Below are 23,763 nucleotides of genomic sequence, written 5' to 3'. Positions count from 1 at the left end.
CGCCGTCGTACCTGTCCGTCCGGGGTTCTGTCGATGCGGGGAGGGTTCTTGTGTGCCGCCGCACTTCCGCCGGAGGCCGACCCGTCCGACCCGCCGTCGCTTCCCCGCCGCCCCGCGGTCGGCGGCCGTCCGCCCCGGCTCCGCCGAGGGGTGGTCGGCATGACGCCCCGTCACGTCCCTCGGCCGGTGGCCGGTCGGGCCGGCTGTTCCTGTGCGTCCGAGGAGGGGACCGGATGACGTTCGGTCGTCGGTTGCTGGTGCTGCTCGTCGCCGCGGTCGTGCTGGTCGCGGCCGGTGCCTGGGCGGTGTGGCGGGCCGCCGGGGCGCAGGACGGCCGACGGGGGGTGGTGGGGGACGGGCCGGGGACCGTGCTCGGGCGGGTCGGGCTCGGGCCGGAGGCGGACGGGCCCCGGCTGGTGTTCCGCAGCATGACCTGGGGGGACCGGCGGGACCTGCTCGGCGCCGTCCCGCTGGACCGGCCCGGTGCGACCCGGACCGTCTCGGCCCCCGACTGCCTGCGCTTCCACGCCGCCGCCGGCACCGGCATCTGCCTGCGGGCCGTCCACGGGCCGGTCGAGGACACCTACCGGGCCGTCGTCCTCGACCGCGACCTGCGCGAACTGCGCCACTACGACCTGGCCGGCATCCCCACCCGGGACCGGGTCTCGCCCTCCGGCCACCTGGTCGCCTGGACGGTCTTCCTCAGCGGCGACTCCTACGCCGGCACCGCCTTCTCCACCCGCACCTCGATCCTCGACACCCGCACCTGGACCCTCCGGGAGAACCTGGAGGACTTCGCCGTCACCCTGGACGGCCGCCCCTACCGCGCCGCCGACACCAACATCTGGGGCGTCACCTTCGCCGACGACAGCCGCTTCTACGCCACCCTCGCCACCGCCGGCCGGACCTACCTGGTGGCCGGCGACCTCGACCGGCGCACCCTCACCACCGTGCACGGCAACGTCGAATGCCCCTCGCTCTCCCCGGACGGCACCCGGATCGCCTACAAGAAGCGCGTCGCCGGGCTCTCCGCGGACGACCCGTGGCGGCTCTACGTCCTCGACCTGCGGACGATGGCCGAGACCGCGACCGCGGAACAGCGCGGCGTCGACGACCAGGCCCTCTGGCTCGACGACCGCACCCTCGCCTACGCGCTGCCCGGCGACAGCGGCTCCGACCTGTGGACCGTCCCCGCCGACGGCACCGGCCGCGCCACCCTGCTGGTCGCCGCCGCGCTCTCGCCCGCCGTCGTCAACTGACCGGCCCCGCCGCCTCGTCGCCCCACTCCCAGCACAGCCCGTACACCCCCGGGGAGGTCTCCGGGAGCACCGCGCAGGCGTGGCCCGCCAGGGATATCCGGACGTCCTCGGCGGGCTGCGGCACCGCGTCGTGGCTCGGCCGCCAGGAGATCCGGCAGCCCACCGGCAGCATCCGGTGGTCGAACCGGGCCCGCAGCACCAGGTTCTTGCCGGGGAAGTTCACCATCCGCTCGTACTGGGTGGCGGGCTCCGTCGACGGGTAGGCGTAGCTGTACTCCAGCACCGCCGACTCGCCCGGCGCGAGCGGCAGGTCGAACAGCAACTCCGTTGCGGTGAGCCGGTGTTCGAGGTCGTAGCGGCGCCGCCCGAGCCGGCAGCCGACCAGGCCGAACACCACCGGCCCGCCGTCCGCGCCCGCCTCCGGAGCCATGCCCGTCCCCGAGCCCGCCTCCGGACCGGGGGCGTGGTCGGCCCGGGTCAGCAGGATCAGCCGGTCCGCGCCCGCGGCCTGGGCCCGGACCAGCTGCACCACGTCGATCCGCCGCTCCTCCCGGGCGGCCCCGATGTGGATGTCCACCCGGGTGTGCAGCGTCTCCACCCGCCCGTTGGTGCGCGGGTCGAGGTCGGCGAGCACGCCCTCCACCGCCGGGTCGCCGACGGCGCTCACGTAGTCGAGCGAGCCCGGCACGTGGTCCACCCAGCGCCCGCGCGGCCGGCGCGGCCCCAGCAGCACGATCAGCGAGTCCGGCGGCAGCCCCAGCAGCGCCTCCAGCGCCCGGACGGCCGTCAGCGACTCGGCGCGCTCCGGCCGGCTGCGCCCGCGCTGCCAGTAACTCAGGCTGGACACGCTGACCCGCAGCCCCTGTCGGGCCAGCCGCCGCTGGATGCCGTCCAGGCTCAGCCCGCGCTCCCGGATCGCCGTCCGCAGCGCCAGGTCGAACGGCCCCGAGCGCAGCACCTGCGCCAGCCCCGCCGACAACGGCGGCAACGGGTGCCCGGGCACCCGGCCCGGCACCCGCACCTGCCCCGGCGGCGACGGCCGACCGGACGCGGACGGACGGCTCGGTGACGGACGACCCACAGCACACCTGCCTCGGACCGGGACCGCGCGGCACGGCGGTCGGCTTCGACTGGGAGGAATGTACTGACGCCCCCGCCGCCGGGCCAGTGGTTTCGACGCCACCGGCGCGCGGACCGCACCGGCGAGCCCCCGCCGCGCGCCGCACCACCTGCCGCGCGCCGCGCCGTTCGCCACGCGCCGCGCCCCGGTCCGCGCCGCCGGGCAGGCGCCGACACCCCGGGTTAGCGTGGACAGGACCCCGGGCCGACAGTGGCGCACGCCCCCGGCACGCCCCGGCCCGCCCCCGGTCGGCACCGTGGCCGGCCGCCGTTCTCAGGAGCCGCCGTGAGCAACGCACCCGACGACGTGGACGAACTCGGGCCCATCGACTACCTGGTGATCTCGTTCCCCGGGAGCCGGCTGAACGGCGAGGGGCTGCCGCTGCTCCTCGACCTGGTCGACCGCGGCATCATCCGCATCCTCGACCTCACCTTCCTCCGCAAGGGCGAGGACGGCACCGTCGCCGCCGTCGAGATCGCCGACTTCGACGGCGACGGCCGACTCGACCTCGCCGTCTTCGAGGGCGCCTCCTCCGGCCTGCTCGGCGCACCCGACATCGCCGAGGCCGGCGCCCTGCTCGACCCCGGCGACTCCGCCGCCGTCCTGCTCTACGAGAACCGCTGGGCCGCCCCGCTCGCCGCCGCGCTGCGCCGCGCCGACGCCCGGATGGTGGCGGGCGGCCGCGTCCCGCTCGCCGACCTGGTCGAGGTGCTGGACGCCGCCGAACAGCTCGGCGCCACGGGCTGACCGACGCCTCGTCACCCGCCCGGCCGCCCTCGTAGCAAGACCCGAGAACCCCAGGAGGACACCATGCCCGGACTGCTCCGCGGCGTCGCCCGCACCGCCGTCGTGGCCGGCACCGCCACCGCCGTCTCCAACCGCGTCTCCCGCCGCCAGGCCGGACGCTGGGCCCGCCAGGAGGACGAGCAGGCCGCCGCGTACGCCGCCCGGCCGGTCCCCGCCGAGCCCGTCGCCCCGCCGCTGTCGCCCACGCCCGCCGCGCCGAGCATGGAGGAGAAGCTCGACCAGCTCCAGCAGCTCGCCGCGCTCAAGCAGCAGGGCGTGCTGACCGAGGAGGAGTTCGCCGCGCAGAAGGCCCGCGTCCTCGGCAGCTGAACCGCGCCGGGCCCGGCACCGGGCGGCCGGTCCCGGCATCGGGGCCGGTCGGGGGCCGTTCGATCGATGTCCGGCCGAGCCCCTACGATGACCGCCATGACTATCGGGGGGCCCGGAGCCCAACTCATCGACGGCCGGTTCGAGTTGCTGGAGCGACTCGGCGGTGGCGGCATGGGGCTGGTCTGGCGGGCCCGCGACACCGTGCTGCAGCGCGAGGTCGCGCTCAAGGAGGTCCGCCCGCCGGACCCGGCGATGCTCGCCGCCGACCCGGCCGCCGCCTACGAGCTGCGCGAGCGGGTGCTGCGCGAGGCCCAGGCGCTGGCCCGGCTCCAGCACCCCAACGTGGTGATCATCTACCACATCGTGGACAACGCCGAACTCCCACACCCCTGGCTGGTGATGGAGCTGGTCGGCGGCGGCTCGCTGCACGACCGGATCAACCGCGGCGCGCTCTCCCCGCAGGAGGCGGCCCGGATCGGCCGCGGCGTGCTCTCCGCGCTGCGCGCCGCCCACGCCGCCGGCATCCACCACCGCGACGTCAAGCCCGGCAACGTCCTGATCCGCGCCGACGGCACCCCCGTGCTCACCGACTTCGGCATCGCCGCGCTCAGCGAGACCCCCAGCCTGACCGCCACCGGCTCGCTGATCGGCTCGCCCGAGTTCATCGCCCCCGAGCGCATCCGCGGCCACGAGGGCAACCCGTCCTCCGACCTGTGGTCGCTCGGCATGATGCTGTACGTCGCCGTCGAGGGCCACCACCCGCTGCGCCGCGGCACCACCATCGCCACCCTGGCCGCCGTCCTCGACGAACCGCTCCCGCCGCCGCTGCGCGCCGGGCCGCTCGGCGCCACCCTCACCGCCCTGCTGGCCCGCGACCCGGCGGCCCGCCCCGACGCCGTCCAACTCGACCGGCTGTTCGCCGCCGCCGAGCAGGGCATCGACGGCACCCTCGGCGGCGGCTCGGCCTTCTCGCCGACCCAGCTCAACAGCACTTTCCCGTCCGGCCCCGGCCCCGTGACCCCGCCCCCGTACGGCGGGCCGGGGTACGGGCCGACCGAGGTCAACGGGATGCCCGCGTACCCGACCGGCCCGACCGCGCCGGTGTCGACGCCCGCGCCGCCGCCGGGCGCCGGGCGCAAGCGGCGGACCGGGCCGGTGCTGGCCGCCGTGGTGGCCGGTGCCGCGGTCCTCGGCGTGCTGGGCTGGTCGCTGAACGGCAGCGGCCTGCTGGGCACCGGGCAGAAGGCCAAGGACTCCCCGGCGACGGTGGCCGGCGTCACCCCGGCCCCGGACGTCGCCGGGGCGGGCGGCGCGTCCGCCGGCTCCACCCCGAAGACCCAGGCGCCCCCGAGCGCGGGCGGCGACGGCGGCACGAGCGTGGGCGCGGGCACCGGGACGAACAAGGACCTGCTCACCCCCGACGGCGCGCGCGGCCTGGTCGACACGATCCGGGCGTCCGTCGGCAACGCCACCATCGTCTCGATGAGCATCTACCCCGACTACGCCAACGCGAAGGTGGTGACCAAGGACAACGCCAAGCACTACGACGACGTCAGCGTCCGCGGCGGCAAGGTCACCAGTCGGCCCGGCGGCATCGTCAGCAGCACCGACAAGACCGTCGACCTCGCCAAGATCGACTGGAACCAGATCCCGACGGTGTTCGCCACGGCGAAGACCCAACTCGGCGTCGACAGCCCCAAGTCCCGCTACATGCTGGTCGACTACGGCTGGTTCGCCGACGAGATCACCATCCGGTACTACCTCTCCGACGACTACAACGGCGGCGGCTACGTCACCGCGGGCGCCACCGGCAAGATCCTCAAGGTGGTCAAGTCCGGCTGACCGCCCCGTTTCCGCCCCGCGCCCGCTCCGTCCCCGTCGGCCCTCCGCTCACCCGGAGAGCACCCGCATCCCGGACTCCGCCTCGGCCCGGTCGACGAGGGCGATCAGGCTGACGTCGTCCCCGGACCGCGCGTCCTGGACGATCTGCCCGACGTCGACCGGGCCGGTCTCCCGGCCGAGCAGGTGCGGGAACCCGACCAGCACCCAGCGTCCCCCGAGCGGCGAGGACGGGTCGGTCAGCCAGCCCCACCGCGCCCCGTGGCAGGAGATCAGGAACTCGGCGAGCACGATCAGCAGGAACGAGCTGAACCGCACCCACTCCTCGGAGTCCAGCTCCCGCGGTGCCCAGCCCTCCGCGAGCCCGCTCTCGATCCGCCGGAGCCCGGCGACCGGATCGGTCCGCATCAGGTCCGGGCTCTCGCCGAGGTCGGCGAAGATCCCGCAGCAGTTCGCGGAGTTCTCCGCCGCCCAGGACTCCGGGTCGGGGACGGTGTGCGTGGCCGGGTCGCTCATTCGGGAGATGGTAGGGAAGGGGCGGAGGCCCGTCGGTAACGTGGTCCGCTCGTGGAGCGGCGGGCGGCGGGCGGCGGGAGTGTGGGGCCGGTGGCGGGGGAGCGCGAGGCGCTGCGGGTGGCGCTGGGGGAGCTGCGCGGCCAGGCGGAGCGTGAATCCGGTTGTTCCTTGAGGGAGTTGGAGCGGGCCGTGCGCCGGTCCGGGCTGCCCGGGACGGCGGCGTTCCACGGGCAGCGGGCCAGCGAGTGGGCGGCCGGGAGCGCGGCCGGGTTCCGGGTGCCGCAGAGCGCGGAACTGCTGCTGGCCGTGGTCGCGGTCTGGCTGTCCTGGACGGGGCGGCCGACCCTGGACGAGGCCGGGGCGGTCCGGTGCGCCTGGCTGGGCGGGGCCGAGGCCCGGCGGTGGCGGCAGCGCTGCGAGGACGCCGTCGCCGAGGGGCGGCCGGTCCGGGGCGGCGGCGACGTGTCCGCGTACCTGGCCCGGGTGGTGCAGACGTACGACCGCCTCAACCTGGACGTCCTCGGCGAGCCCGGCCGGGCCGGCGAGCAGCCGCGGATCGGCCTGCGCCAGGTCTTCGAACCCCCGCTGCTGGCCTGGGAGCGGCCCCGGCACCGCCTCCCGGCCCGGCTGCGGGACCGGCCACAGGACCGGTGGGAGGAGCACGGCGAGGACGAGGAGCCGTCCGACGACGCCGAGTCGCGGCCGCCCGAACCCGTTCTGGACCTGCTGGGCGCGGAGGCGGGCCGGCGGCTGGTCGTGCTCGGCGACCCGGGCGCGGGCAAGACCACGCTGAGCAAGTACCTGGCCCTCGCCCTGGCCGGCGGGCTCGACGAACTCCCGGACGGGCTGGCCCCGTTGAAGGGCGCCGTCCCGATCGTGGTGGAGCTGCGGCGGTTCGCCGACCCGCGCTGGTCCGGCCGGACCTTCGAGGAGTACTGGGAGCAGTACAACGCCGCCGAGCGGATGGGCCTGCCGAGGGAGACCCTCGAAGCGCTGCTCGCCCCGTCCGGCAGGCGCCCGGTGATGCTGGTCTTCGACGGCCTGGACGAGGTCTTCGACCCGGCGCGCCGGGCCGAGATCGCCCGCCACCTCGCCGCCCTCGCCCAGAGCCGCCCGCAGGTCCGGACGGTGGTCACCTCCCGCCCGGTCGGCTTCGCCGAGGGAGAGTTCGTGCGGGCGGACTTCCGGATCGGCACGCTGCGGGAGCTGACCCGCCCGCAGGTGGAACGCTTCGTCGGCCGCTGGTACCGGGCCGCCGGGAGCGACGAACCGGCCCGGCGGGCGAAGAAGTTGACGGACGCGGTGCGCGACTTCCCGTCGGTCGGCGAACTGGCCGGGAACCCGCTGCTGCTGACGATCCTGGCGGCGATCGGCCTCGGCGCGACCATCCCGCGCGACCGCCGCGACGTCTACCGCCACGCGGTCGAAGTCCTGGCCGGCCGCTGGGACCGCGACGCCAAGCACCTGCGCCTCCCGCCGCACGCCCACCCCGATGTCGCCCACGCCGTCGAGGAGTTGGACGGCCGGATGCTCCAGGAACTGCTGGAGCGCATCGCCGCCCGGGTCCAGCAGGGCCGGGCGGGCGGGGAGTCGGACGCACCACTGATCGGCGCGGACGAACTCGACTCCCTCGTCCGGGAGTTCGTCGAGAACCTGGGCTACGCCGCGCCGATCGCCCGGACGGTGGCCCGGGCCATGATCGAACGCCTCTACGAACGGGCCTTCCTGATCCACCCGTTCGGCGCCGGAACCTACGGCTTCGTGCACCGCACCTTCCTCGAATACCTGGCCGCCCAGGACCTCTCGCACCGCTACCAGCGCCGGGACGAGACCGAGTTGGCCGCGGAACTCGCACAGCGCGCCGCCGACCCGGTGTGGCGGGAGGCGGTGCTGCTGTTCCTCGGCATGGTCAGCCGCGACGCCCCCGCCCTGCACGCCCGGGTGATCGCCCACCTGCTCCGGGCACACCGCCACGCGGGCGGCGCCCCGTACTGGCGCGACGAGGGGGACAGCGAGTTCCTTGGCCTGGCCGTCCGCGCCCTGGCCGAGGCCCACCGGATCGGCCGGCCCCGGTCGGGGCCGCCGGAGACCTCGCTCGCCGCCCAGAGCGACGCGGTGGTCGACGCCCTGGCCGAGGGAGAACTCCGCGGCCTGCCCGCCACCGCGCTGGCCGCCCTGCCCGACCTCCCCCGCTCCTGGCCCGGCCGGGAACGCTACCGCCGCCAGGTCCTCCCGTGGCTGGCCCAGGGCCCCCGTTCGAGGCGCACCGACCACAACAAGGTGCTGGCCGCCCTGTGCGGCGACCTCGGGGAGGTGGGCCTCCTCACCCGGATCACCTGGAACGGGGCGGGGCGCGAGGCGTACCGGGCGCTCGGCGCGCTCTGGCGCCACGACCCCGCGGCCGGGGAAGTCGTCCGTACGGCCGTCACGGACCGCGGCACCGACCCAGCGGTCCGGGCGGTCGCCCTGCGGACGTACGTCGAACACTTCGCGGCGGACGAGGACGTTCGGGCCCTGCTGCTGGGGGTGCTGGCCGAGGAGAGCGAGGGACTGGAGTTCCTGACGGCCGCTGTCGACCTGTTGGTGGCGCATTGGCCGACCGACCCCGAGGTCCGAGGTTTCGTGCTCTCCGCCGCGTGCCGGGCGACCGACGACTCCCTGCGCTGGCGGGCACTGGCGGCGTTTCCGGAGTGCTTCTCGGAGGACGCGGAAGCGGTGCGAGCGGCGCTCGCCGCTGCAGGTGGATCGGATTGGCTGACCTGTAGCCAAGGGTGGGAGGCACTGATTGCCCTTGGGCCGTCGGATCCAGGAATTCGTGATGCGGCCGTCGCCGCGCTGGCGGTCGCGCCCGTGGCGGTGGTGCGCGGGATGGCGGGCCGTTTCCTAGTGCGCCGCTGGTGGCACGAAGCGGAGATCAGGGAGGTGGTCTCCCGGGCGATCAGAGCAGGCCTCGGTCCCCACGTTCTCTTTGGCAGGGCCATCATGGCGAATCCCGAAGTCCGGGCGATGATGCTCGACTGCGCCCAGGACCCTGCTGTCCCCCTCCCCGTTCGGGGTTCCGTGCTGCGCAAACTGGCGTCGTTCGGTCACGACAGCTCTGAGCTGCTGGGACTGTCTTTCCGGACGGCGGAGGATCCGGGACTCCGCCTCCGGGTCCTCGAGTGGCTGACCGCCTACCTGCCGGAGCACGCAGGCGTGCGACGCCTCGTGCAAGCGGCGGTCGACGATCCGGCACCCGGCATCCGGGAGGCGGCACTTCGGGAACTGGACTACCACTGGCCCGAGGACAGCGCTCCGCAGGTGGCGCGCCTGGCCGGCGACCCGGACGGGGAGGTCCGGGCGGCCGCCCTGGGGATGCTGGCGTTCCGTCACTTCGACGAAGAGGTCCGGCGGCGGACGCTGGACGCGCTCGGCGACCCGGACGGACGGGTCCGCCTGGTCGCCGTCGAAGCCCTGGGGCGGTACCGGCCGCACTGCCCGGAGGCGCGCGCGGGTCTGCTCGCCGCCGTCCACGACGCGGCCCCGGAGGTCCGGAGCGCCGCACTGCTCGCACTCGGCACCCACTGGTCGGACGGCGAGGACGTCCGGCAGGCGGTGCTGGCGGCCCTGGCGGACGAGGAGGTCGCCAGCACCGCGCTGGTGGTGCTGGCGCAGCGGTGGCCGGAGCGCGAGGAGACCTTCGCCGCCGTTCGGCACTGCGTGGACGGCCCGCTGCGGATCGAGGCCCTGCGGATGCTCGCCCTGCTCTGGCCCGCCCGTCCGGGGTCGGCGGCCGCCGTCGAACGGGCCGCGACCCCGGACGAGGCCGGGCTGTTGCTGGGCCTGATCGAGGCGGGGCGTTCCCGTGCGGCGGCGGGCTGAGCGGGTCGGCTTCAGGTTCTCCGAGGTGAACGCCGCACCGGCGGCGGGAGCCTACCCGGTGGGTGCCGGGGCGGGGGTCGGGGGCGTCGGGTGGTGGCGGGGGGTGCGGGTGAGGCGGTGGACGGCGGTGGCGCAGGCGAGGCCGGTGGTGGTGAGGGTGAGCCAGGGGAGGTAGGGGGCGTGGTGGCGGGTGCCGAAGTCCCAGAGGGCGCCGACGGCGAGGTTGCCGAGGGTGATGCCGAGGCCGGAGACGGTGTTGTAGAGGCCGTAGTGGGTGGCGACCAGGCGGTTCCGGGCGAGGGTGACGACGGTGTCCATCTCGAAGGGGTGGACCACCGCGCCCGCGGCGGCCAGGACGGCCACCGCCAGGACCAGGGCGAGGAGTTGGGGCGCGCGGTCGGACGGGGGCAGCAGGGCGGGCGGGAGGAAGGCGGCGCCCATCGCGGCCAGGCCCGCGACCAGGGCCCGGGACGGGGTGCGGAGCCGTTTCGCCCAGGCGGTCAGCCGGAGTTGGCCGAGGACGGCGACGGCCGCCGAGACCGTGAACAGGGCGCCGGTGGCGGCCGGGCCGTCCGCGCCGAGGGCATGTCCGGCGGCGAGCGGGAGGGCCAGGTAGACCTGGAAGGTCAGCACGTAGGAGCCGGTCATCGCGGCGGAGAAGAGCAGGAACGGCCGGTTCGCCAGCACCGTCCGCCACTGGGCGAGGACGCTCTCGCGCTGCCCGGCGGGCCGGGCCCGGCGGTCCGGCAGGGCCCGCCACTGGAGGAGGGTCAGCGCGCCGAAGACCGCCGCCGCGACGGTGCAGACCGCGGTGAAGTCGACGGCCAGCAGGGCGAGTCCGACCAGCGGGCCGAGCAGCATGCCGGCCTGGTAGTGGACGTTGAAGGCGGCGAACGCGTCGACCCGGCGCTCCTCGCCCGCCTCGGCCGCCAGGTACGCCCGCACGGCCGGGTTGAAGAGGGCGCCCGCGAGACCGGTGGCGGCGGAGGCGGCCAGCAGCGCGGGCAGCGAGTCGGCGAGGCCGAGCAGGGCGAAGCCCGCGGTGCGCAGCAGGCAGCCCGCGAGGATCGGGGCCCGGTAGCCGCAGCGGTCGGCGAGGGTGCCGCCGAGCAGGAACATGCCCTGCTGGGAGAGGTTGCGCACGCCGAGGACCAGGCCGACCGTCCAGGCGGCCATCCCGAGGTCGTCGGAGAGGTGCGCGGCCAGGTACGGCATCAGCATGTAGAACGCCAGGTTGATGGCGAACTGATTGGCCATCAGCAGGCGGGCGGTGGGGCCGAAGCCGCTGGTCCGCCGCCACGGCGCCCTCATCGGGCCGCCCCCGGGGCGGCGTCGGCGGGGTCGGCGGCGTCGGCGGTGTTCGCGGTGCCCGCGGCGTCCGGGGTGCCCGGGGCGGCCGGGGCGGCCGCGAGCGGGTCGAGGACGGTGCGGCAGCGGGTCCAGCGGGTGACGGTGCGTTCGGCGGGGTGGGCGATCTCGTCGGGGTGCTCGGGCAGGGGGTGGCCGAGCAGGCCGTGGGCGCGGCACCAGGGGTCGTCGAAGACGGTGCCGACGTAGCGCTGCGGGCCGTCGGGGAAGACGGCGGCGATCCGGGTCTGCGGCGGGGTGGTGGCGGCCAGCCAGCGGGCCACCAGGGCGACCGCGCCGACGCTCCACCCGCCGCTCGCGCAGCGGGTCGCGGCCAGGGCGCGGGCCGCCCCGACCGCCTCCGGGGCGGCCACCCAGTGCACCTCGTCGAACAGGTGGTGGGCGACGTTGCGCGGGTGGATGCTGCTGCCGAGGCCGCGCATCAGGCGGGGCAGCGCGGGCTGGCCGAAGACGGTGGAGCCGGTGCTGTCGACGCCGACCACCCGCAGCGCGGGGAAGCGTTCGCGCAGCACGCCCGCGACGCCCGCCGAGTGGCCGCCGGTGCCGACGCTGACCACCAGGGCGTCGATCCGGCCGAGTTGCGCGACCAGCTCCAGGGCGAGCGGGCGGTACGCGGCCACGCTGTCGGGGTTGTGGTACTGGTCGGGGCACCAGGAGCCGGGGTGGGCGGCGAGCAGCCGGGCGACCTCGTCGCGGCGGGCCTGCTGCCAGCCGCCCACCGGGTGCGGGGCGTCCACCACGACGACCTCGGCGCCGTACGCGGTGAGCAGACCCGTCATCAGCGGCTCGATGCCGGGGTCGGTGACGACCGTCACCGGGTGCCCGTACGTGACGCCGGCCAGGGCCAGGCCGAGGCCGAAGGTGCCGGAGGTGGACTCCACGATCCGGGCGCCGGGGCGGAGCTCGCCGCGTTCGCGGGCGGCGCGGACCGTGTGCAGGGCGGGGCGGTCCTTGATGCCGCCGGGGTTGCGGCCCTCCAGCTTGGCCCAGAAGCCGCGGCCGGCGGCGGTGAACGGTTCGTCGATCCACAGCACGGGGGTGTCGCCGACCAGGCCGGCGGGCGTCCGGGCGGCGCGGGCGGTCCCCGGTGCCGCCGGGTGGAGGGGGTCGGTGGTGGGGGAGAGCAACGCGGACATGGGTCTCCTGCGGCCCGCGCCACCGCGCGGTGGCGGGCCGGGATGTGAGGGACGGTCGGGGATCCGCGGCCGCGGGCCGGCTCCGGCACCGCGGCGGGGCCCCTCAGATCCGCCAGACCCCGAGCACCGCTCTGGCCCGGCCGCCGTCGCCGGCCCCGCCGAGCGGCGCGGGCGGGACGGGCGACGGCACCGCGGCCGGGGCGTCGGCCGCCCCGGCCGCCACGGGCTCCTCGGCCCCGCCCGACTCCTGACACACCGTCACGGGCTGGTCGAACCCGGCGCACTCGGCCCGGTGCCCGGCCCCGTCGTGCCGGTCCGCGGGGGCGGGGCAGGACACCGACACCACGGAGACCGCGTCCACCGACGGCCCGGAACCCCCGCCCACCGGCCCGTGCGCGCACATCAACAGGTGCACCAGCACGGCCAGCAGCACCGCCGGCACCCACCCGGGCCCGGACCCGCGCCGCGCCTCCGACCGTGCCGTCATGCCACCGAACGTACCCGCCCGCACACGTAAGGTTCCCGTCAACCGCCGTACGAATCCCCCGCCCCGCCCCGCCCCCGCCCGGCCCCCGCCTCGAACACGCCCCTCCGCGCCCCGGGCGTGTCACCCCCCGCGGGAGTGAACGCCGGCGGCCCCGCGCCCTCCGGGGCGGGAGGGGGCGGGGCCGCGGGGGAGGGTGAGGTCAGCCGGTGGCCTTGGTGGTGAATTCGGTGGTGTAGGTCTTGGCGAGGTCGATGGTGGATTCCTTGCCCTGGACGTCGGGGTGGAAGGCGGCGAGGACGGCGAGGACGGTCTTCGGGCCGTCGGGGGGCATCACGCCGTCGGTGGTGAACATCGGGAGGGTGGCCTTGATGGCGGCGGCGTAGTCGGCGGCGCTGCCCTGCGAGTAGTCGGCGGGCATCTGGGCGGCGATCTCCTCGGGGGTGTGGGTGTTCATCCACTTGAGGGTCTTCACGAAGGCGTTGGTGAGCTTCTGGACGGTGTCCTTGTTGCCGTTCACCCAGGCCGTGTTCATGTAGAGCGAGGAGGAGGGGTAGAGGCCGCCGAGCGCGGCCCGGGAGCCCTCGGGGGTGCGCATGTCGTAGAGGACGGTGCCGAGTTGCTTGGAGAGCAGGGTCGCCACCGTGGGGTCGGTGGTCATGCCGGCGTCGATCGAGCCCTGCTGCATCGCGGCGATGAAGGTCTGGCCGGCGCCGACCGCGACCGGGCTGAACTCGTTGACGGCGACGCCGTTCTTGACGGCCAGGTACTTGGTGAGGAAGTCGGTGGAGGAGCCGATGCTGGTGACGCCCAGCTTGCGGCCCTTGAAGTCCGCGCCGGACCTGATCGCGTCGGCCTGCTTGGCGGAGACCACCTCGACCTCGCCGGGGGCCTGCGAGAACTGGACGACCGACTCGACGCTCTTGCCCTTGGCCTGCAGGTCGATGGTGTGGTCGTAGAAGCCGACGGCGCCCTGCACGTCGCCCGCCAGCAGCGCGGTGGTGGCGTTGACGCCCGCCGGTTCGCTGAGCAGTTCGACGTTGACCCCGGCGTCGGCGAAGTGGCCGAGCCGCTGGGTCAGCATCGCGGGCAGGTAGATGACCTTGTCCAGGCCGCCGACCATGATCTTGACGGTGGGCCCGTCGACCTTCTTCCCGGCGGGGGCCGCGCCGGTGCGGGCGGAGGAGGCGGCGTCGTTGGCACAGGCGGCCAGCGGCAGCAGGAGGACGGCGGCGAGGGCGGCGGCAGCGGTTCTGCGCATGGTGGGGGAGCCTCTCAACGGGCGGGTGGGGGAGGGGGGTTCAGCGGCCGTCGCCGGCGTCGGCCGGCTTCCAGCGGAACAGGCGCTTCTCGGCGAAGGTCAGCAGGCCCTCGGTGAGCAGCGCGACCACCGCCAGGATGGCCATCGCGGCGTACACGCCCGCCGCGTTGAAGGTGCCCTGGGCGGCGGCGACCAGCAGGCCCAGGCCCTTGGTGGCGCCGATGTACTCGCCGACGATCGCGCCGATCAGCGCGAAGCCGAAGCTGACGTGCAGGCTGGTGAAGATCCAGGTGGTGGCGGCGGGCACCACCACCTGCAGGGTGACCTTCCGGCCGTCCGCGCCCAGGATGCGGGCGTTGGCGACCAGGTTGCGGTCCACCTCGCGGGCGCCCTGGAAGGCGTTGAAGAACACCGGGAAGAACACCAGCACCACCGCGGAGGCGACCTTCGACGCCGGGCCGAGGCCGAACCAGATCAGGAAGATCGGGGCCAGCACGATCCGCGGGATCGCGTTCAGCACCTTGACGTACGGGCCGAACACGTCGGCCAGGAAGCGGACCCGGCCCAGCGCGATGCCCAGCAGCACGCCGCCGACCACGCCGATCACCCAGCCGGTCAGCGCCTCGTACAGGGTGTAGCCGATCTGCTCGCCGAGCGAGCCCTGCGCGGTGCCGTGGGTGACCCACTGCCAGATCTGCGCCCAGATCTTCGAGGGCCGGGAGAAGTTGAACGGGTCGATCACCCCGGTCGCGGCAGCGGCCTCCCACAGGCCGAGCACCCCGGTCAGCACCGCGGCCCGGGCCGTGTACACGCCCAACTTCCGCTGGCGGGCCGCCCGTTCGCGCACCTCGGTGCGGGAGGCGGCGGGGGCGGCAGGGGCAGGGGCGGCGGTCTCAAGCGGCACGGTCCGCTCCTCTCTCACGGGTGATGCGGACCTCTTCGCCGAGCGAGGCCCAGATCTCTCGGTACAGCTCCACGAAGCGCGGCTGCAGGCGCACCGCCTCGACGGTGCGCGGGCGCGGCAGGTCGACCGGGAAGACCTCCTTCACGGTGGCCGGGCCGGCCGTCATCACCACCACCCGGTCGGCCAGCGCGATCGCCTCGTCCAGGTCGTGCGTCACGAAGACGACCGAGGAGCCGGTGTCGGCCCACAGGTCGAGCAGCTGGTCCGACATCAGCGCCCGGGTCTGCACGTCCAGCGCCGAGAACGGCTCGTCCATCAGCAGGATGCGCGGGTCGTTGACGAAGGTCTGCGCCAGCGCGACCCGCTTGCGCATGCCGCCGGACAGCTGGTGCGGGTAGCGGTCCTCGAACGCCGACAGGCCGACCCGGGCCAGCCAGTCGCGGGCCTTCGCCCGGGCCTCGTCCGCCGGGACGCCCCGGAACCGCGGCCCCGCCATCACGTTCGACAGCACGGTGCGCCACGGGAACACCGCGTCCTGCTGGAAGACGAAGCCGACGTGCCGGTTGATGCCGGACACCGGCTCCCCGTACACCCGCACCTCGCCCTCGGTCGGCTCCTCCAGCCCGCTGACCAGCGTCAGCGTGGTGGACTTGCCGCAGCCCGTCGGGCCGACCACGGCGACGAACTCGCCCGGCGCGACCGTCAGGTCCAGCTCCCGGACGGCGGTGTGCAGGGCCCCCGACGGGGTCCGGAAGCGTTTGGTCGCCCCGGTCAACTCGATCGCCGGGACGGCCCCGGCCTTGTGCGGGTCCACGTGAACCACCTACCTCCTCGGCCGGCTCCCTCGCCGGCCCGCTGCTGTGGACCGGGACGCTACGAGGCCGACCGGCCGCCGCGGGAGCCTTCCGGGCGTAACGCGGGTTTGCGGCACAGAGGGCTGTTCTGCTCGTTTTGCTTCCGCTACAACAAACCGGACGGGGGCTGACAGAAACACCGCGGAAACATAGGGTGGCCCCCGCCCGGACCCCCGCTGAGCTGGAAGGAGACACCGATGGGACGGCTGCACTGGCCCCGCCGGGTCTTCGCCCAACTGCTGCTCGGCCAGACCGTGGTGACCGTCGGCGTCACCGCCGTCACCGCCGGACTGTTCCTCGCCCCCGTCAGCCGCGAACTCGACCGCGACGCCATGCAGCGCGCCCTCGCCATCGCCCAGGTCACCGCCACCGACCCGGACGTCGCCCGGGCCGCCGCCGACCGCGACCCCGACGCCGCGCAGACCATCGCCGAACGCGTCCGGCTCGCCAGCCGCGCCGAATTCGTCGTCATCACCGACGACACCGGCATCCGGCTCTCGCACACCGACCCCGCCCGGATCGGCCTGCGGGTCTCCACCGACCCCGAACCCGCGCTGCGCGGCGAGAGCGTCACCGCCATCCAGGACGGCACCCTCGGCCGCACCGCCCGCGGCAAGGTCCCGCTCCGCACCGCCGACGGCCGGATCGTCGGCGAGGTCTCGGTCGGCCTCAGCGACGACTCGATCCGCCGCCGACTGGTCTCGATGGCCGGCGGCATCCTGCTCTGCGCCGGCGCGGGCCTCGCCGCCGGGACCGCCGCCACCCTGCTGCTCGCCCGCCGCCTCAAGCGCCGCACCCACAACATCGCCGTCGCCGACATCGCCGCCCTGCTGATCGAGCGCGAGGCCATGCTGCACGGCATCCGCGAAGGCATGGTCGCCCTCGACCCGGCCGGACGGATCAGGCTCGCCAACGACGAGGCGCTGCGCCTGCTCGCCCTCCCCGACGACTGCGCCGGCCGCACCGTCGACCAGCTGCTGCCGCCCGGCCGGCTCGCCGACGTCCTCACCGGCCGGGTCGAGGGCGCCGACCTGCCCGCCGTCCGGGACGACCGGGTCCTGGTCGTCAACCGGATGGCCACCGCCGACGGCGGCGCCGTCACCACCCTCCGCGATCGCACCGAACTGGAGTCCCTGGTAAGGGAGTTGGACCACACCCGGGGCCTCACCGAGGCACTCCGGGCCCAGGACCACGAGCACGCCAACCGGATGCACACCCTGCTCGGCCTGCTCGAACTCGGCCGCCACGACCAGGCCGCCGACTTCCTCGCCGAACAGTCCGGCACCCAGGCCGCCCGCGCCGCCCGGATCGGCCACCACGTCCAGGACCCGCACACCGCCGCCCTGCTCACCGGCAAGGCCGCCGTCGCCGAGGAACGCGGCATCCGCCTCACCGTCACCCCCGACAGCCACCTGCCCGACGCCCTGCACGACCCCCGCGCCCTGCTCACCGTGGTCGGCAACCTGGTCGACAACGCGATGGACGCCGCCTCCGCACCCGCGGCCGGCACCGTCGAGGTCAGGTTCCGCACCGCCGGCACCACCCTGCTGGTCGAGGTCGCCGACAGCGGCCCCGGCATCCCCGCCGACCTGCGCGAACGCGTCTTCGAGGAGGGCTGGAGCAGCAAGACCGCCCCCGCCCACCGCCCGCGCGGCCTCGGCCTCGCCCTGGTCCGCCGCCTGGTCGAACGCGGCGGCGGCCGGCTCGCCGTCGGCACCGGCCCGCTCGGCGGCGCCCGCTTCACCGTCGAACTCCCCGAGGCCCTGCGCGCCACCGACCCCCTCCTGGAGCACGCATGATCGACGTCCTCGTGGTCGACGACGACTTCCGGGTCGCCGACGTGCACGCCGCGTACGTCGCCAAGGTCCCCGGCTTCCGGGTCACCGGCACCGCGCACAGCGCCGCCCAGGCGTACGCCGCCCTCGAACGCGCCCCCGTCCACCTCGTCCTGCTCGACCACCACCTGCCCGACGAGACCGGACTCGTCCTGGTCCGGCGGCTGCGCGAGGCCGGCATCCGCACCGACGTCATGATGGTCACCGCCGCCCGCGACGTCTCCACCGTCCACGAGGCCATGCAGCACGGCGCCCTGCAGTACCTGGTCAAACCGTTCAGCTACGCCGGGCTGCGCGACAAGCTCACCGCCTACGCCGACCTCCGGCACGCCCTCGCCGGACCGGCCGCCCGCGAGACCTCCCAGGACGAGGTCGACCGGATGTTCGCCGCGCTGCGCACCGCGAGCGCCCCCACCGCGACCCTCCCCAAGGGCCACAGCGCCCCCACCACCGACCTCGTCCTCGCCGCCCTGCGCCGGGCCGGCCACGCCCTCTCCGCCCAGGAGGTCGCCGACGCCACCGGCCTCTCCCGCTCCACCGCCCAGCGCTACCTGCGCCAACTCGCCCAGGACCACCGCCTGCGCCTGACGCTCCGCTACGGGGACACAGGACGGCCGGAACACCGGTACGGGCCCGCCGAGCGCTGAGCGCTGCGCGGGCGAGCAGAGGGAAAAGGGGAGGGGGAGGACGGCAGTACGGGGCGGCCGGAACACCGGTACGGGCCCGCGGAACGCCGAGCGCTGCGCGCCGGCGGGCGGGCAGGGGAGAAGAGGGAGAGGGCGGCGACACGGGGCGGCCGGAGCATCGGTACGGGTCGGCGGAACGCCGAGCGCTGCACGAACGCTGCGGGTGGTGCCCCCGGCGGGGGAGCGCCGACAGTAGTGGGCCGGGTGGGTCGGGAGGTGCGGCACGGTGACGGACCGTCGGGAAACGGTGGCGGAATGGGTGTTCGGGGACCAGCTCGGACCGCACTTCGTCGGGGCGGACGGGCCCGTGGTGATGGTCGAGGCCGCTTCGGTGCTCCGGCGGCGGCGCTTCCACCGGGCCAAGGCGCACCTGGTGCTCTCCGCGATGCGGCACCGGGCCGCCGAGCTCGGCGACCGGGTCCGGTACGTGCGGGCCGACACCTACCGGGAGGGGCTGCGGCGGGCCGTCGGCTCCGCCCCCGTCGCGGTCCGCCATCCCACATCCCGGGCCGCGCTCGCCCTGGTCCGGAGCCTGCCGCAGGTGGAGGTGCGCGAGCCGCGCGGGTTCCTGGTCCCGTTCGCGGACTTCCGCCGCTGGGCCGGCGGCCGCGGCGGCCGCCGTCTGCTGCTGGAGGACTTCTACCACCGGGTCCGGCGCGCCGAGCACCTGCTGCTGGAACCCGACGGCGAACCCGTCGGCGGCCGCTGGAACCTCGACCACGACAACCGCGAACCCCCGCCGCGCGGCGCCCGGAAGCTCCCGGTGCCCGAGCCGTGGTGGCCCGAGGAGGACGAGATCGACCAGCAGGTCCGCGCGGACCTGGACCGCTGGGAGCGTACGGGCGAGGTGCGCTTCCTCGGCCGGGACGGCCCGCGCCGCTTCGCCGCCACCCGCACCGAGGCGCTCGCCGCCCTGGAGCACTTCGTCACCGCCCGGCTGCCGCACTTCGGCCGCTGGGAGGACGCCATGCTGCACGACGACCCGTGGATGGCGCACAGCCTGCTCTCCGTCCCGCTCAACCTCGGGCTGCTCGACCCCGGCGAGTGCGTCCGCCGCGCCGAGCGCGCCCACCGCGAGGGCGCGGCCCCGCTCAACGCCGTCGAGGGCTTCGTCCGGCAGGTCGCCGGCTGGCGCGAGTACGTGTGGCAGCTCTACTGGCACCTCGGCGAGCCCCACCGGCACCGCAACGCGCTGCGCCACCACGCGCCGCTGCCGGACTGGTTCGCCGAACTGGACGCCGACGCGGTGGAGGCCCGCTGCCTGTCCCGGACGCTCGCCCAGGTGCGGGACACCGGATGGGTCCACCACATCCCGCGCCTGATGGTGCTAGGCAACTGGGCCCTGCAGCGCGGCTACCACCCGGCCGCCGTCACCGACTGGTTCCACCGGGCCTTCGTGGACGGCTACGACTGGGTGATGGTGCCCAACGTGGTCGGCATGTCGCAGTACGCCGACGGCGGCACCGTCACCACCAAGCCCTACGCGGCCGGCGGGGCCTACCTGCACCGGATGGGCGACTTCTGCGGGCTCTGCCGCTACCGCCCGACCGCCCGGACGGGGGAGGACGCCTGCCCCTTCACCACCGGCTACTGGGCGTTCGTGCACCGCCACCGCGACCTGCTCGCGGCCAACCACCGGACGGCGCGGGCCGCGGCCGGCCTCGGACGGCTGGGCGACCTGGCGGAGGTGCTGGCGCTCGACGCCGGGCGCGGGGCGGACCCGCCGTGAGCCGGACCGGGCGGGCCGGGCGCGCCGCGTTCCCGGGCGCCCGGCGGCGTGGCACGGTGGGGCCGACAGTCCGTCGTCCCGGGAAGCAGGAAGCAGTCATGATCTTCATCGCGGTCAAGTTCACCGTCCGGCCCGAGCGCAGCGACACCTGGCTCGACCTGGTCGCGGACTTCACGGCGGCGACCAGGGCCGAGCCGGGCAACCTGTTCTTCGAGTGGTCGCGCAGCGTCGACGACCCGCACTGCTTCGTGCTGCTGGAGGCCTTCGCCGACGGCGCGGCGGGCGCCCGGCACGTGGAGTCGGCGCACTTCGGCGCGGCGATGGAGGCCATGGCGGGCGCGATCGCCACCGTCCCGGAGATCGTCAACGTCGAGGCCCCCGGCACCGGCTGGTCCGCGATGGCCGAGCTGCGCCCCGCTCCCTGAGCGGCCGCGGCCCGGCCCCGTTCCGTCGGGTCTACTTGGTGACGACGGCGGCGGCGAGCTTGGAGAGGGGTTCGCCGAGGGAGTTGACGGCGTCGGAGAAGGTCTTGCGCTGGTCCTCGGTGATCTTGTCGTAGGGGGTGAAGGTGCCGTCGGCGGTGCGGTACTTGGCGAGGAGGGCGGTGATCTTCTCGAACTCGGTGTCGAGGGTCTTGGACAGGGCGGGGTCGTTGTCGGCGGCGACGGGCTTGAGGAGTTCGTAGGCCTGGCGGGCGCCCTCGACGTTGGCGGCGAAGTCGGACAGGTCGGTGTGGCTGTAGCGGTCCTCCTCGCCGGTGATCTTGTTCTTGGCGACCTCGTCGAGGAGTTCCTTGGCGCCGTTGGCCATGCCGGTGGGGGTGATCTCGGCGCTCGGGATGCGCTTCTGCCAGTCCTTGAGGTCGGTGACGAGCTGGGCGGCGAGGGCCTTGTCCTCGTCGGTGATCCTCCCGTCGGCCCAGAGGGACTTCTCGATGCGGTGCCAGCCGGTCCACTGCTGGCCGTCCTCGAGGGCGTCCTCGCGGGTGTCGGTCTTGGGGTCGATGTCGCCGAAGCTCTCCGCGACGGGCTCGGTGCGCTCCCAGCCGGTGCGGGAGGGGGCGAACAGGGCCTTGGCCTTCTCGAGGTCGCCGGCACCGACGGCGGCGGCGAACTGCTCGGCGACGGGGATCGTGGCGTCGGCCTGTTCCTGGGCGTAGGCGCGGTAGTCGGCCACGGCGCGGGTCAGGCGCTCGTCGGCCGCGGGGGCGGTGGCGCCGGCGGCGGTGACGGTGATCTTCCGGCGGATGCCGTCGCCGGTCATGCCGGGCTTGCAGGCGACCTCGTAGCTGCCGGCCTTGATCTCGGCGTTGACGGTGACCTTGGTGCCGGGGCCGATGTTCTCCCGCTCGGTGACGATCCTGTCGCCCTCGCCGTAGACGTAGACCTCGGTGGTCTTGCCGCCCTTGTTGGCGACCGCGAACTCGACGTGCCCGGCGGGGAACGAGGTCCGCGACAGCTCGCACTTGTCGTCGGTCGCGGTGACCTGCACCGGCCCGGACGCCGCGTCCGCCGAGCCCTTGCCGTCGTCCTTCTTCGAACAGCCCACCAGCCCCGCCCCCGCCACGGCGAGGACCAGGAACGCGGCAGCGACAGAACGACGACGGGCAGACATGGGAACTCCGGGGGTGCAGAGGGGAAGTGACGCGCGGTCGAGCGGTCGGACGGTCCGGTCGCGCGCCAAGGCGAGGCATACCTTATTAAGGTTTGCCTAACCTGTCTACTTGCCTTGTAGTCCCGGCCCCGGCCGCGGCACCCCCGGCCGGGGCGCCCCCACCAGCAGTGCTCCCAGCGCCAGCCAGCCCGCGGCCAGCAGCCACCCGCCCAGCACATCCAGCGGCCAGTGCACGCCCAGGTAGATCCGGCTCAGCCCGATCGCCCCCGCGAACAGCACCGCCCCGACCCGCGCGCCGACCCGGACCGCCCGCCGCCCCGCCCCCGCCAGGGCCAGCGCGACCAGCCCCGCCGACACCGCCGAGGTGAAGGAGTGCCCGGACGGGAACGAGAACCCGGACGCGTCGAACGCCCACCCCGAGGCCGGGGGACGGGGCCGCCCGAAGCCGTGCATCAGCGCCTGCCGCAGCAGCTGACCCGCGATCAGCCACCCCACCGGGAGCAGCAGCCACCGCACCCCGGCGGCCGTCCGGTACCCGTACGGGCGGGCCGCGCACGCCCCGGCGGCCAGCGCCAGCAGGTACGGGAACACGTCCGTGCCCAGCGAGGTCAGCCACTCGGCGGCCGTCTCCGCCCCGGCCGGACGGTGCGTCACCGACCAGTCCACCGCCGCCCGTTCGAAGCCGAACGGCCGCCACCCGTGCCCGGCCAGCACCACCGCCAGCACCGCGAACAGCGCCCAGCACACCGCCAGGACGGTGCGCGGCCGGGGCGCGCTCACGCCGCCGCCAGCCAGGGCCGCAGCCGGCCCGCCCGGGCCCGCTCCACCAGCGGCGCCCCGGACCGGGCGAGCAGGCCCAGCAGGTACCCGGCCGCCGTGCCGACCAGCGCGCCCAGCAGCACGTCGTGCGGGTAGTGCACCCCGACCAGCACCCGGGACAGCCCCATCGCCACGGCCAGCAGCCCGGCCAGCGCGCCCAGCCGCCGGTCCGCGTGCCACAGCACCGCCGCGCCCGCGAACACGATCACCGTGTGGTTGCTCGGCAGCGACCAGTCCCCGACGCCCGGGCAGGTCTCCAGGGTCCGCCCCGCGTCCAGCACCCGGCAGGGCCGCGGCTCGCGCAGCACCGACTTCAGCGCGGTGTCCGCCGCGAACGCCAGCACCACCGCGAACGGGGCGGCCAGCACCCGCGCCATCACCACCCCGTCCGTCCGGCGGGCCCGCCACCAGGCCACCAGCATCAGCACCGCGAGCAGCCCCAGGCCGTACGCGGAGAACCAGGCGACCAGGTGCTGCACCGGCCCCGGCAGCTGCTGGGCCCAGTGGTCCACCCGCAGGTACAGGCCGCCGTCGATCGGCCGGCCGTCCAGGGCGAGCGGCGCACCGCCCGGCGCGGCGCTCACCGAGCCCCGGCCCGGCGCGAGCGCAGCAGCTCCAGCCCGATCGGCAGCAGCGACAGCGCCACCACCAGGGCGACGATCGGCAGCAGGTAGCGGTCCACGTTCGGCACCGACGACCCCAGCCCGTACCCGGCCAGCACCAGCCCCACCGTCCACACCAGGCCGCCCGCCACCTGCCAGAGCGTGAAGGTGCGGGCGCCCACGCCCAGCGCCCCCGCCAGCGGGTTCAGCACCGTCCGGACGATCGGGACGAAGCGCGCCAGCACCACCGCACGGCCGTGCCCGTACCGGGACAGGAACTCCTCGGCCCGCAGCGCGCCCTCGTGCAGCCGCCTGTTCCGGGACTTCGCCAGCAGCGCCCGGCCGCCGCGCCGCCCCAGCAGGAAACCGACCTGCGCGCCCGCCAGCGCGCCCGCCACGGCCGCCGCCAGCACCTGCCACAGCACCAGGTGCGGCCCGCCGTGCGCACCGGTGGTGCACAGCAGTCCCGCCGTGAACAGCAGCGAGTCGCCCGGCAGGAAGAACCCGACCAGCAGGCCGGTCTCGGCGAACAGGACCGCGGCGATGCCCAGCGCGCCGAACGCGCCGAGCAGCGAGCCCGCGTCCAGCGGGTTGACGGCCAGCTGGGCCGAGAGGGCGTGCAGAGCGGACATCGCGGGGGCGCCTTTCCGATTTCCGGCTTCCGGTTTTCAGGTTTCCGGGTTCCGGGTTCCGTGGGCGGCAGCGGCCGGAGCCGTCCGCCGCCCTGTGATCAGCATCGCCGATCGGGACTGAAGGGTTG

The 23,763-nt window shown here is 75.2% G+C and carries 21 protein-coding genes; 9 read left to right on the top strand and 12 right to left on the bottom strand.

Annotation, left to right across the window (positions count from 1 at the left end; genetic code table 11):
* Positions 1-233: 233 nt before the first annotated feature.
* Complete coding sequence (locus ACIQBJ_RS01750) at positions 234-1,259, top strand: TolB family protein (protein WP_400701726.1); 1,026 nt, start codon at positions 234-236, stop codon at positions 1,257-1,259.
* Here ACIQBJ_RS01750 and ACIQBJ_RS01745 read toward each other — a convergent pair.
* Positions 1,252-2,262 (bottom strand): helix-turn-helix domain-containing protein, encoded by a 1,011-nt coding sequence (locus ACIQBJ_RS01745; RefSeq protein WP_400701724.1) that lies wholly within the window; start codon positions 2,260-2,262, stop codon positions 1,252-1,254. The two genes, ACIQBJ_RS01750 and ACIQBJ_RS01745, sit on opposite strands and share 8 nt — an antisense overlap.
* A 402-nt stretch (positions 2,263-2,664) precedes the next feature.
* On the opposite strand from ACIQBJ_RS01745, the gene ACIQBJ_RS01740 reads away from it, so the two are divergent.
* From ACIQBJ_RS01740 to ACIQBJ_RS01730, 3 genes are all read left to right on the top strand, one after another.
* A complete protein-coding gene (locus tag ACIQBJ_RS01740; RefSeq protein WP_400701721.1) occupies positions 2,665-3,126 on the top strand; it encodes a DUF6325 family protein in 462 nt (153 codons plus the stop codon).
* 63 nt (positions 3,127-3,189) lie between these two features.
* A complete protein-coding gene (locus ACIQBJ_RS01735; protein WP_400701718.1) occupies positions 3,190-3,495 on the top strand; it encodes an SHOCT domain-containing protein in 306 nt (101 codons plus the stop codon).
* A gap of 96 nt (positions 3,496-3,591) precedes the next feature.
* Positions 3,592-5,337 (top strand): serine/threonine-protein kinase, encoded by a 1,746-nt coding sequence (locus tag ACIQBJ_RS01730; protein WP_400701715.1) that lies wholly within the window; start codon positions 3,592-3,594, stop codon positions 5,335-5,337.
* A 48-nt stretch (positions 5,338-5,385) separates the two neighbouring features.
* Here ACIQBJ_RS01730 and ACIQBJ_RS01725 read toward each other — a convergent pair whose 3' ends face one another.
* The gene (locus ACIQBJ_RS01725; RefSeq protein WP_400701712.1) at positions 5,386-5,850 is read right to left on the bottom strand and encodes a hypothetical protein; all 465 of its coding nucleotides are present in this window, start codon (positions 5,848-5,850) and stop codon (positions 5,386-5,388) included.
* 90 nt (positions 5,851-5,940) lie between these two features.
* Here ACIQBJ_RS01725 and ACIQBJ_RS01720 point away from each other — a divergent pair, with 90 nt between their 5' ends.
* Complete coding sequence (locus ACIQBJ_RS01720; protein WP_400701709.1) at positions 5,941-9,711, top strand: HEAT repeat domain-containing protein; 3,771 nt, start codon at positions 5,941-5,943, stop codon at positions 9,709-9,711.
* A gap of 51 nt (positions 9,712-9,762) precedes the next feature.
* Here ACIQBJ_RS01720 and ACIQBJ_RS01715 read toward each other — a convergent pair whose 3' ends face one another.
* The 6 genes from ACIQBJ_RS01715 to ACIQBJ_RS01690 all read right to left on the bottom strand — a co-directional run bounded on the left by ACIQBJ_RS01715 (position 9,763) and on the right by ACIQBJ_RS01690 (position 15,678).
* Positions 9,763-11,022, bottom strand: coding sequence for an MFS transporter (locus ACIQBJ_RS01715; protein ID WP_400701706.1), 1,260 nt, complete (start codon positions 11,020-11,022; stop codon positions 9,763-9,765).
* Positions 11,019-12,215, bottom strand: a complete 1,197-nt coding sequence (locus ACIQBJ_RS01710) for a PLP-dependent cysteine synthase family protein (protein WP_400701703.1) — start codon at positions 12,213-12,215, stop codon at positions 11,019-11,021. Before ACIQBJ_RS01710 ends, ACIQBJ_RS01715 begins: the two co-directional genes overlap by 4 nt.
* A gap of 103 nt (positions 12,216-12,318) precedes the next feature.
* Positions 12,319-12,702, bottom strand: coding sequence for a hypothetical protein (locus ACIQBJ_RS01705; protein ID WP_400701700.1), 384 nt, complete (start codon positions 12,700-12,702; stop codon positions 12,319-12,321).
* 199 nt (positions 12,703-12,901) lie between these two features.
* Positions 12,902-13,960: an ABC transporter substrate-binding protein gene (locus ACIQBJ_RS01700; protein WP_400701697.1), complete on the bottom strand. Its 1,059-nt coding sequence runs from the start codon at positions 13,958-13,960 to the stop codon at positions 12,902-12,904.
* A gap of 40 nt (positions 13,961-14,000) precedes the next feature.
* Entirely contained in the window at positions 14,001-14,864 is an 864-nt protein-coding gene (locus tag ACIQBJ_RS01695) for an ABC transporter permease (RefSeq protein WP_400701694.1), read from the bottom strand.
* Positions 14,854-15,678, bottom strand: a complete 825-nt coding sequence (locus ACIQBJ_RS01690) for an ABC transporter ATP-binding protein (RefSeq protein WP_400703442.1) — start codon at positions 15,676-15,678, stop codon at positions 14,854-14,856. The genes ACIQBJ_RS01695 and ACIQBJ_RS01690 overlap by 11 nt, the downstream gene beginning before the upstream one ends.
* A gap of 237 nt (positions 15,679-15,915) precedes the next feature.
* Here ACIQBJ_RS01690 and ACIQBJ_RS01685 point away from each other — a divergent pair, with 237 nt between their 5' ends.
* From ACIQBJ_RS01685 to ACIQBJ_RS01670, 4 genes are all read left to right on the top strand, one after another.
* On the top strand, positions 15,916-17,517 hold the full coding sequence (locus ACIQBJ_RS01685; RefSeq protein WP_400701691.1) for an ATP-binding protein: 1,602 nt from the start codon (positions 15,916-15,918) through the stop codon (positions 17,515-17,517).
* Positions 17,514-18,200, top strand: a complete 687-nt coding sequence (locus tag ACIQBJ_RS01680) for a response regulator (RefSeq protein ID WP_400701688.1) — start codon at positions 17,514-17,516, stop codon at positions 18,198-18,200. The genes ACIQBJ_RS01685 and ACIQBJ_RS01680 overlap by 4 nt, the downstream gene beginning before the upstream one ends.
* Positions 18,201-18,465: 265 nt before the next feature.
* Positions 18,466-19,968, top strand: a complete 1,503-nt coding sequence (locus ACIQBJ_RS01675; RefSeq protein WP_400701685.1) for a cryptochrome/photolyase family protein — start codon at positions 18,466-18,468, stop codon at positions 19,966-19,968.
* 98 nt (positions 19,969-20,066) lie between these two features.
* The gene (locus tag ACIQBJ_RS01670; RefSeq protein WP_400701678.1) at positions 20,067-20,393 is read left to right on the top strand and encodes a putative quinol monooxygenase; all 327 of its coding nucleotides are present in this window, start codon (positions 20,067-20,069) and stop codon (positions 20,391-20,393) included.
* Between the two features lie 31 nt (positions 20,394-20,424).
* On the opposite strand, the gene efeO is transcribed toward ACIQBJ_RS01670, so the two are convergent.
* From efeO to ACIQBJ_RS01650, 4 genes are all read right to left on the bottom strand, one after another.
* Complete coding sequence (gene efeO, locus ACIQBJ_RS01665) at positions 20,425-21,582, bottom strand: iron uptake system protein EfeO (protein WP_400701675.1); 1,158 nt, start codon at positions 21,580-21,582, stop codon at positions 20,425-20,427.
* Between the two features lie 105 nt (positions 21,583-21,687).
* Positions 21,688-22,362 carry a phosphatase PAP2 family protein gene (locus tag ACIQBJ_RS01660; RefSeq protein ID WP_400701672.1) on the bottom strand — a complete coding sequence of 225 codons (675 nt, stop codon included), beginning with the start codon at positions 22,360-22,362 and terminating at the stop codon, positions 21,688-21,690.
* Positions 22,359-22,985 (bottom strand): phosphatase PAP2 family protein, encoded by a 627-nt coding sequence (locus ACIQBJ_RS01655; protein WP_400701669.1) that lies wholly within the window; start codon positions 22,983-22,985, stop codon positions 22,359-22,361. Before ACIQBJ_RS01655 ends, ACIQBJ_RS01660 begins: the two co-directional genes overlap by 4 nt.
* Entirely contained in the window at positions 22,982-23,635 is a 654-nt protein-coding gene (locus ACIQBJ_RS01650) for a DedA family protein (protein WP_400701666.1), read from the bottom strand. Before ACIQBJ_RS01650 ends, ACIQBJ_RS01655 begins: the two co-directional genes overlap by 4 nt.
* Positions 23,636-23,763: the final 128 nt, after the last annotated feature.

Source organism: Kitasatospora sp. NPDC088391, assembly GCF_044753345.1.
GTDB lineage: Bacteria > Actinomycetota > Actinomycetes > Streptomycetales > Streptomycetaceae > Kitasatospora.
Note: the sequence above shows the minus strand (reverse complement) of the source record. Positions and strands in the feature narration are given on the sequence as shown.

What these genes read in the sequence shown, in the direction of transcription:
- ACIQBJ_RS01735 (WP_400701718.1), top strand. Translation starts at nt 3,190, where the DNA reads ATGCCCGGACTGCTCCGCGGCGTCGCCCGCACCGCCGTCGTGGCCGGC.
- ACIQBJ_RS01685 (WP_400701691.1), top strand. Translation starts at nt 15,916, where the DNA reads ATGGGACGGCTGCACTGGCCCCGCCGGGTCTTCGCCCAACTGCTGCTC.
- ACIQBJ_RS01680 (WP_400701688.1), top strand. Translation starts at nt 17,514, where the DNA reads ATGATCGACGTCCTCGTGGTCGACGACGACTTCCGGGTCGCCGACGTG.
- ACIQBJ_RS01650 (WP_400701666.1), bottom strand. Translation starts at nt 23,635, where the DNA reads ATGTCCGCTCTGCACGCCCTCTCGGCCCAGCTGGCCGTCAACCCGCTG.
- ACIQBJ_RS01750 (WP_400701726.1), top strand. Translation starts at nt 234, where the DNA reads ATGACGTTCGGTCGTCGGTTGCTGGTGCTGCTCGTCGCCGCGGTCGTG.
- ACIQBJ_RS01730 (WP_400701715.1), top strand. Translation starts at nt 3,592, where the DNA reads ATGACTATCGGGGGGCCCGGAGCCCAACTCATCGACGGCCGGTTCGAG.
- ACIQBJ_RS01725 (WP_400701712.1), bottom strand. Translation starts at nt 5,850, where the DNA reads ATGAGCGACCCGGCCACGCACACCGTCCCCGACCCGGAGTCCTGGGCG.
- ACIQBJ_RS01700 (WP_400701697.1), bottom strand. Translation starts at nt 13,960, where the DNA reads ATGCGCAGAACCGCTGCCGCCGCCCTCGCCGCCGTCCTCCTGCTGCCG.
- ACIQBJ_RS01705 (WP_400701700.1), bottom strand. Translation starts at nt 12,702, where the DNA reads ATGACGGCACGGTCGGAGGCGCGGCGCGGGTCCGGGCCCGGGTGGGTG.
- ACIQBJ_RS01715 (WP_400701706.1), bottom strand. Translation starts at nt 11,022, where the DNA reads ATGAGGGCGCCGTGGCGGCGGACCAGCGGCTTCGGCCCCACCGCCCGC.
- ACIQBJ_RS01670 (WP_400701678.1), top strand. Translation starts at nt 20,067, where the DNA reads ATGATCTTCATCGCGGTCAAGTTCACCGTCCGGCCCGAGCGCAGCGAC.
- efeO (WP_400701675.1), bottom strand. Translation starts at nt 21,582, where the DNA reads ATGTCTGCCCGTCGTCGTTCTGTCGCTGCCGCGTTCCTGGTCCTCGCC.
- ACIQBJ_RS01710 (WP_400701703.1), bottom strand. Translation starts at nt 12,215, where the DNA reads ATGTCCGCGTTGCTCTCCCCCACCACCGACCCCCTCCACCCGGCGGCA.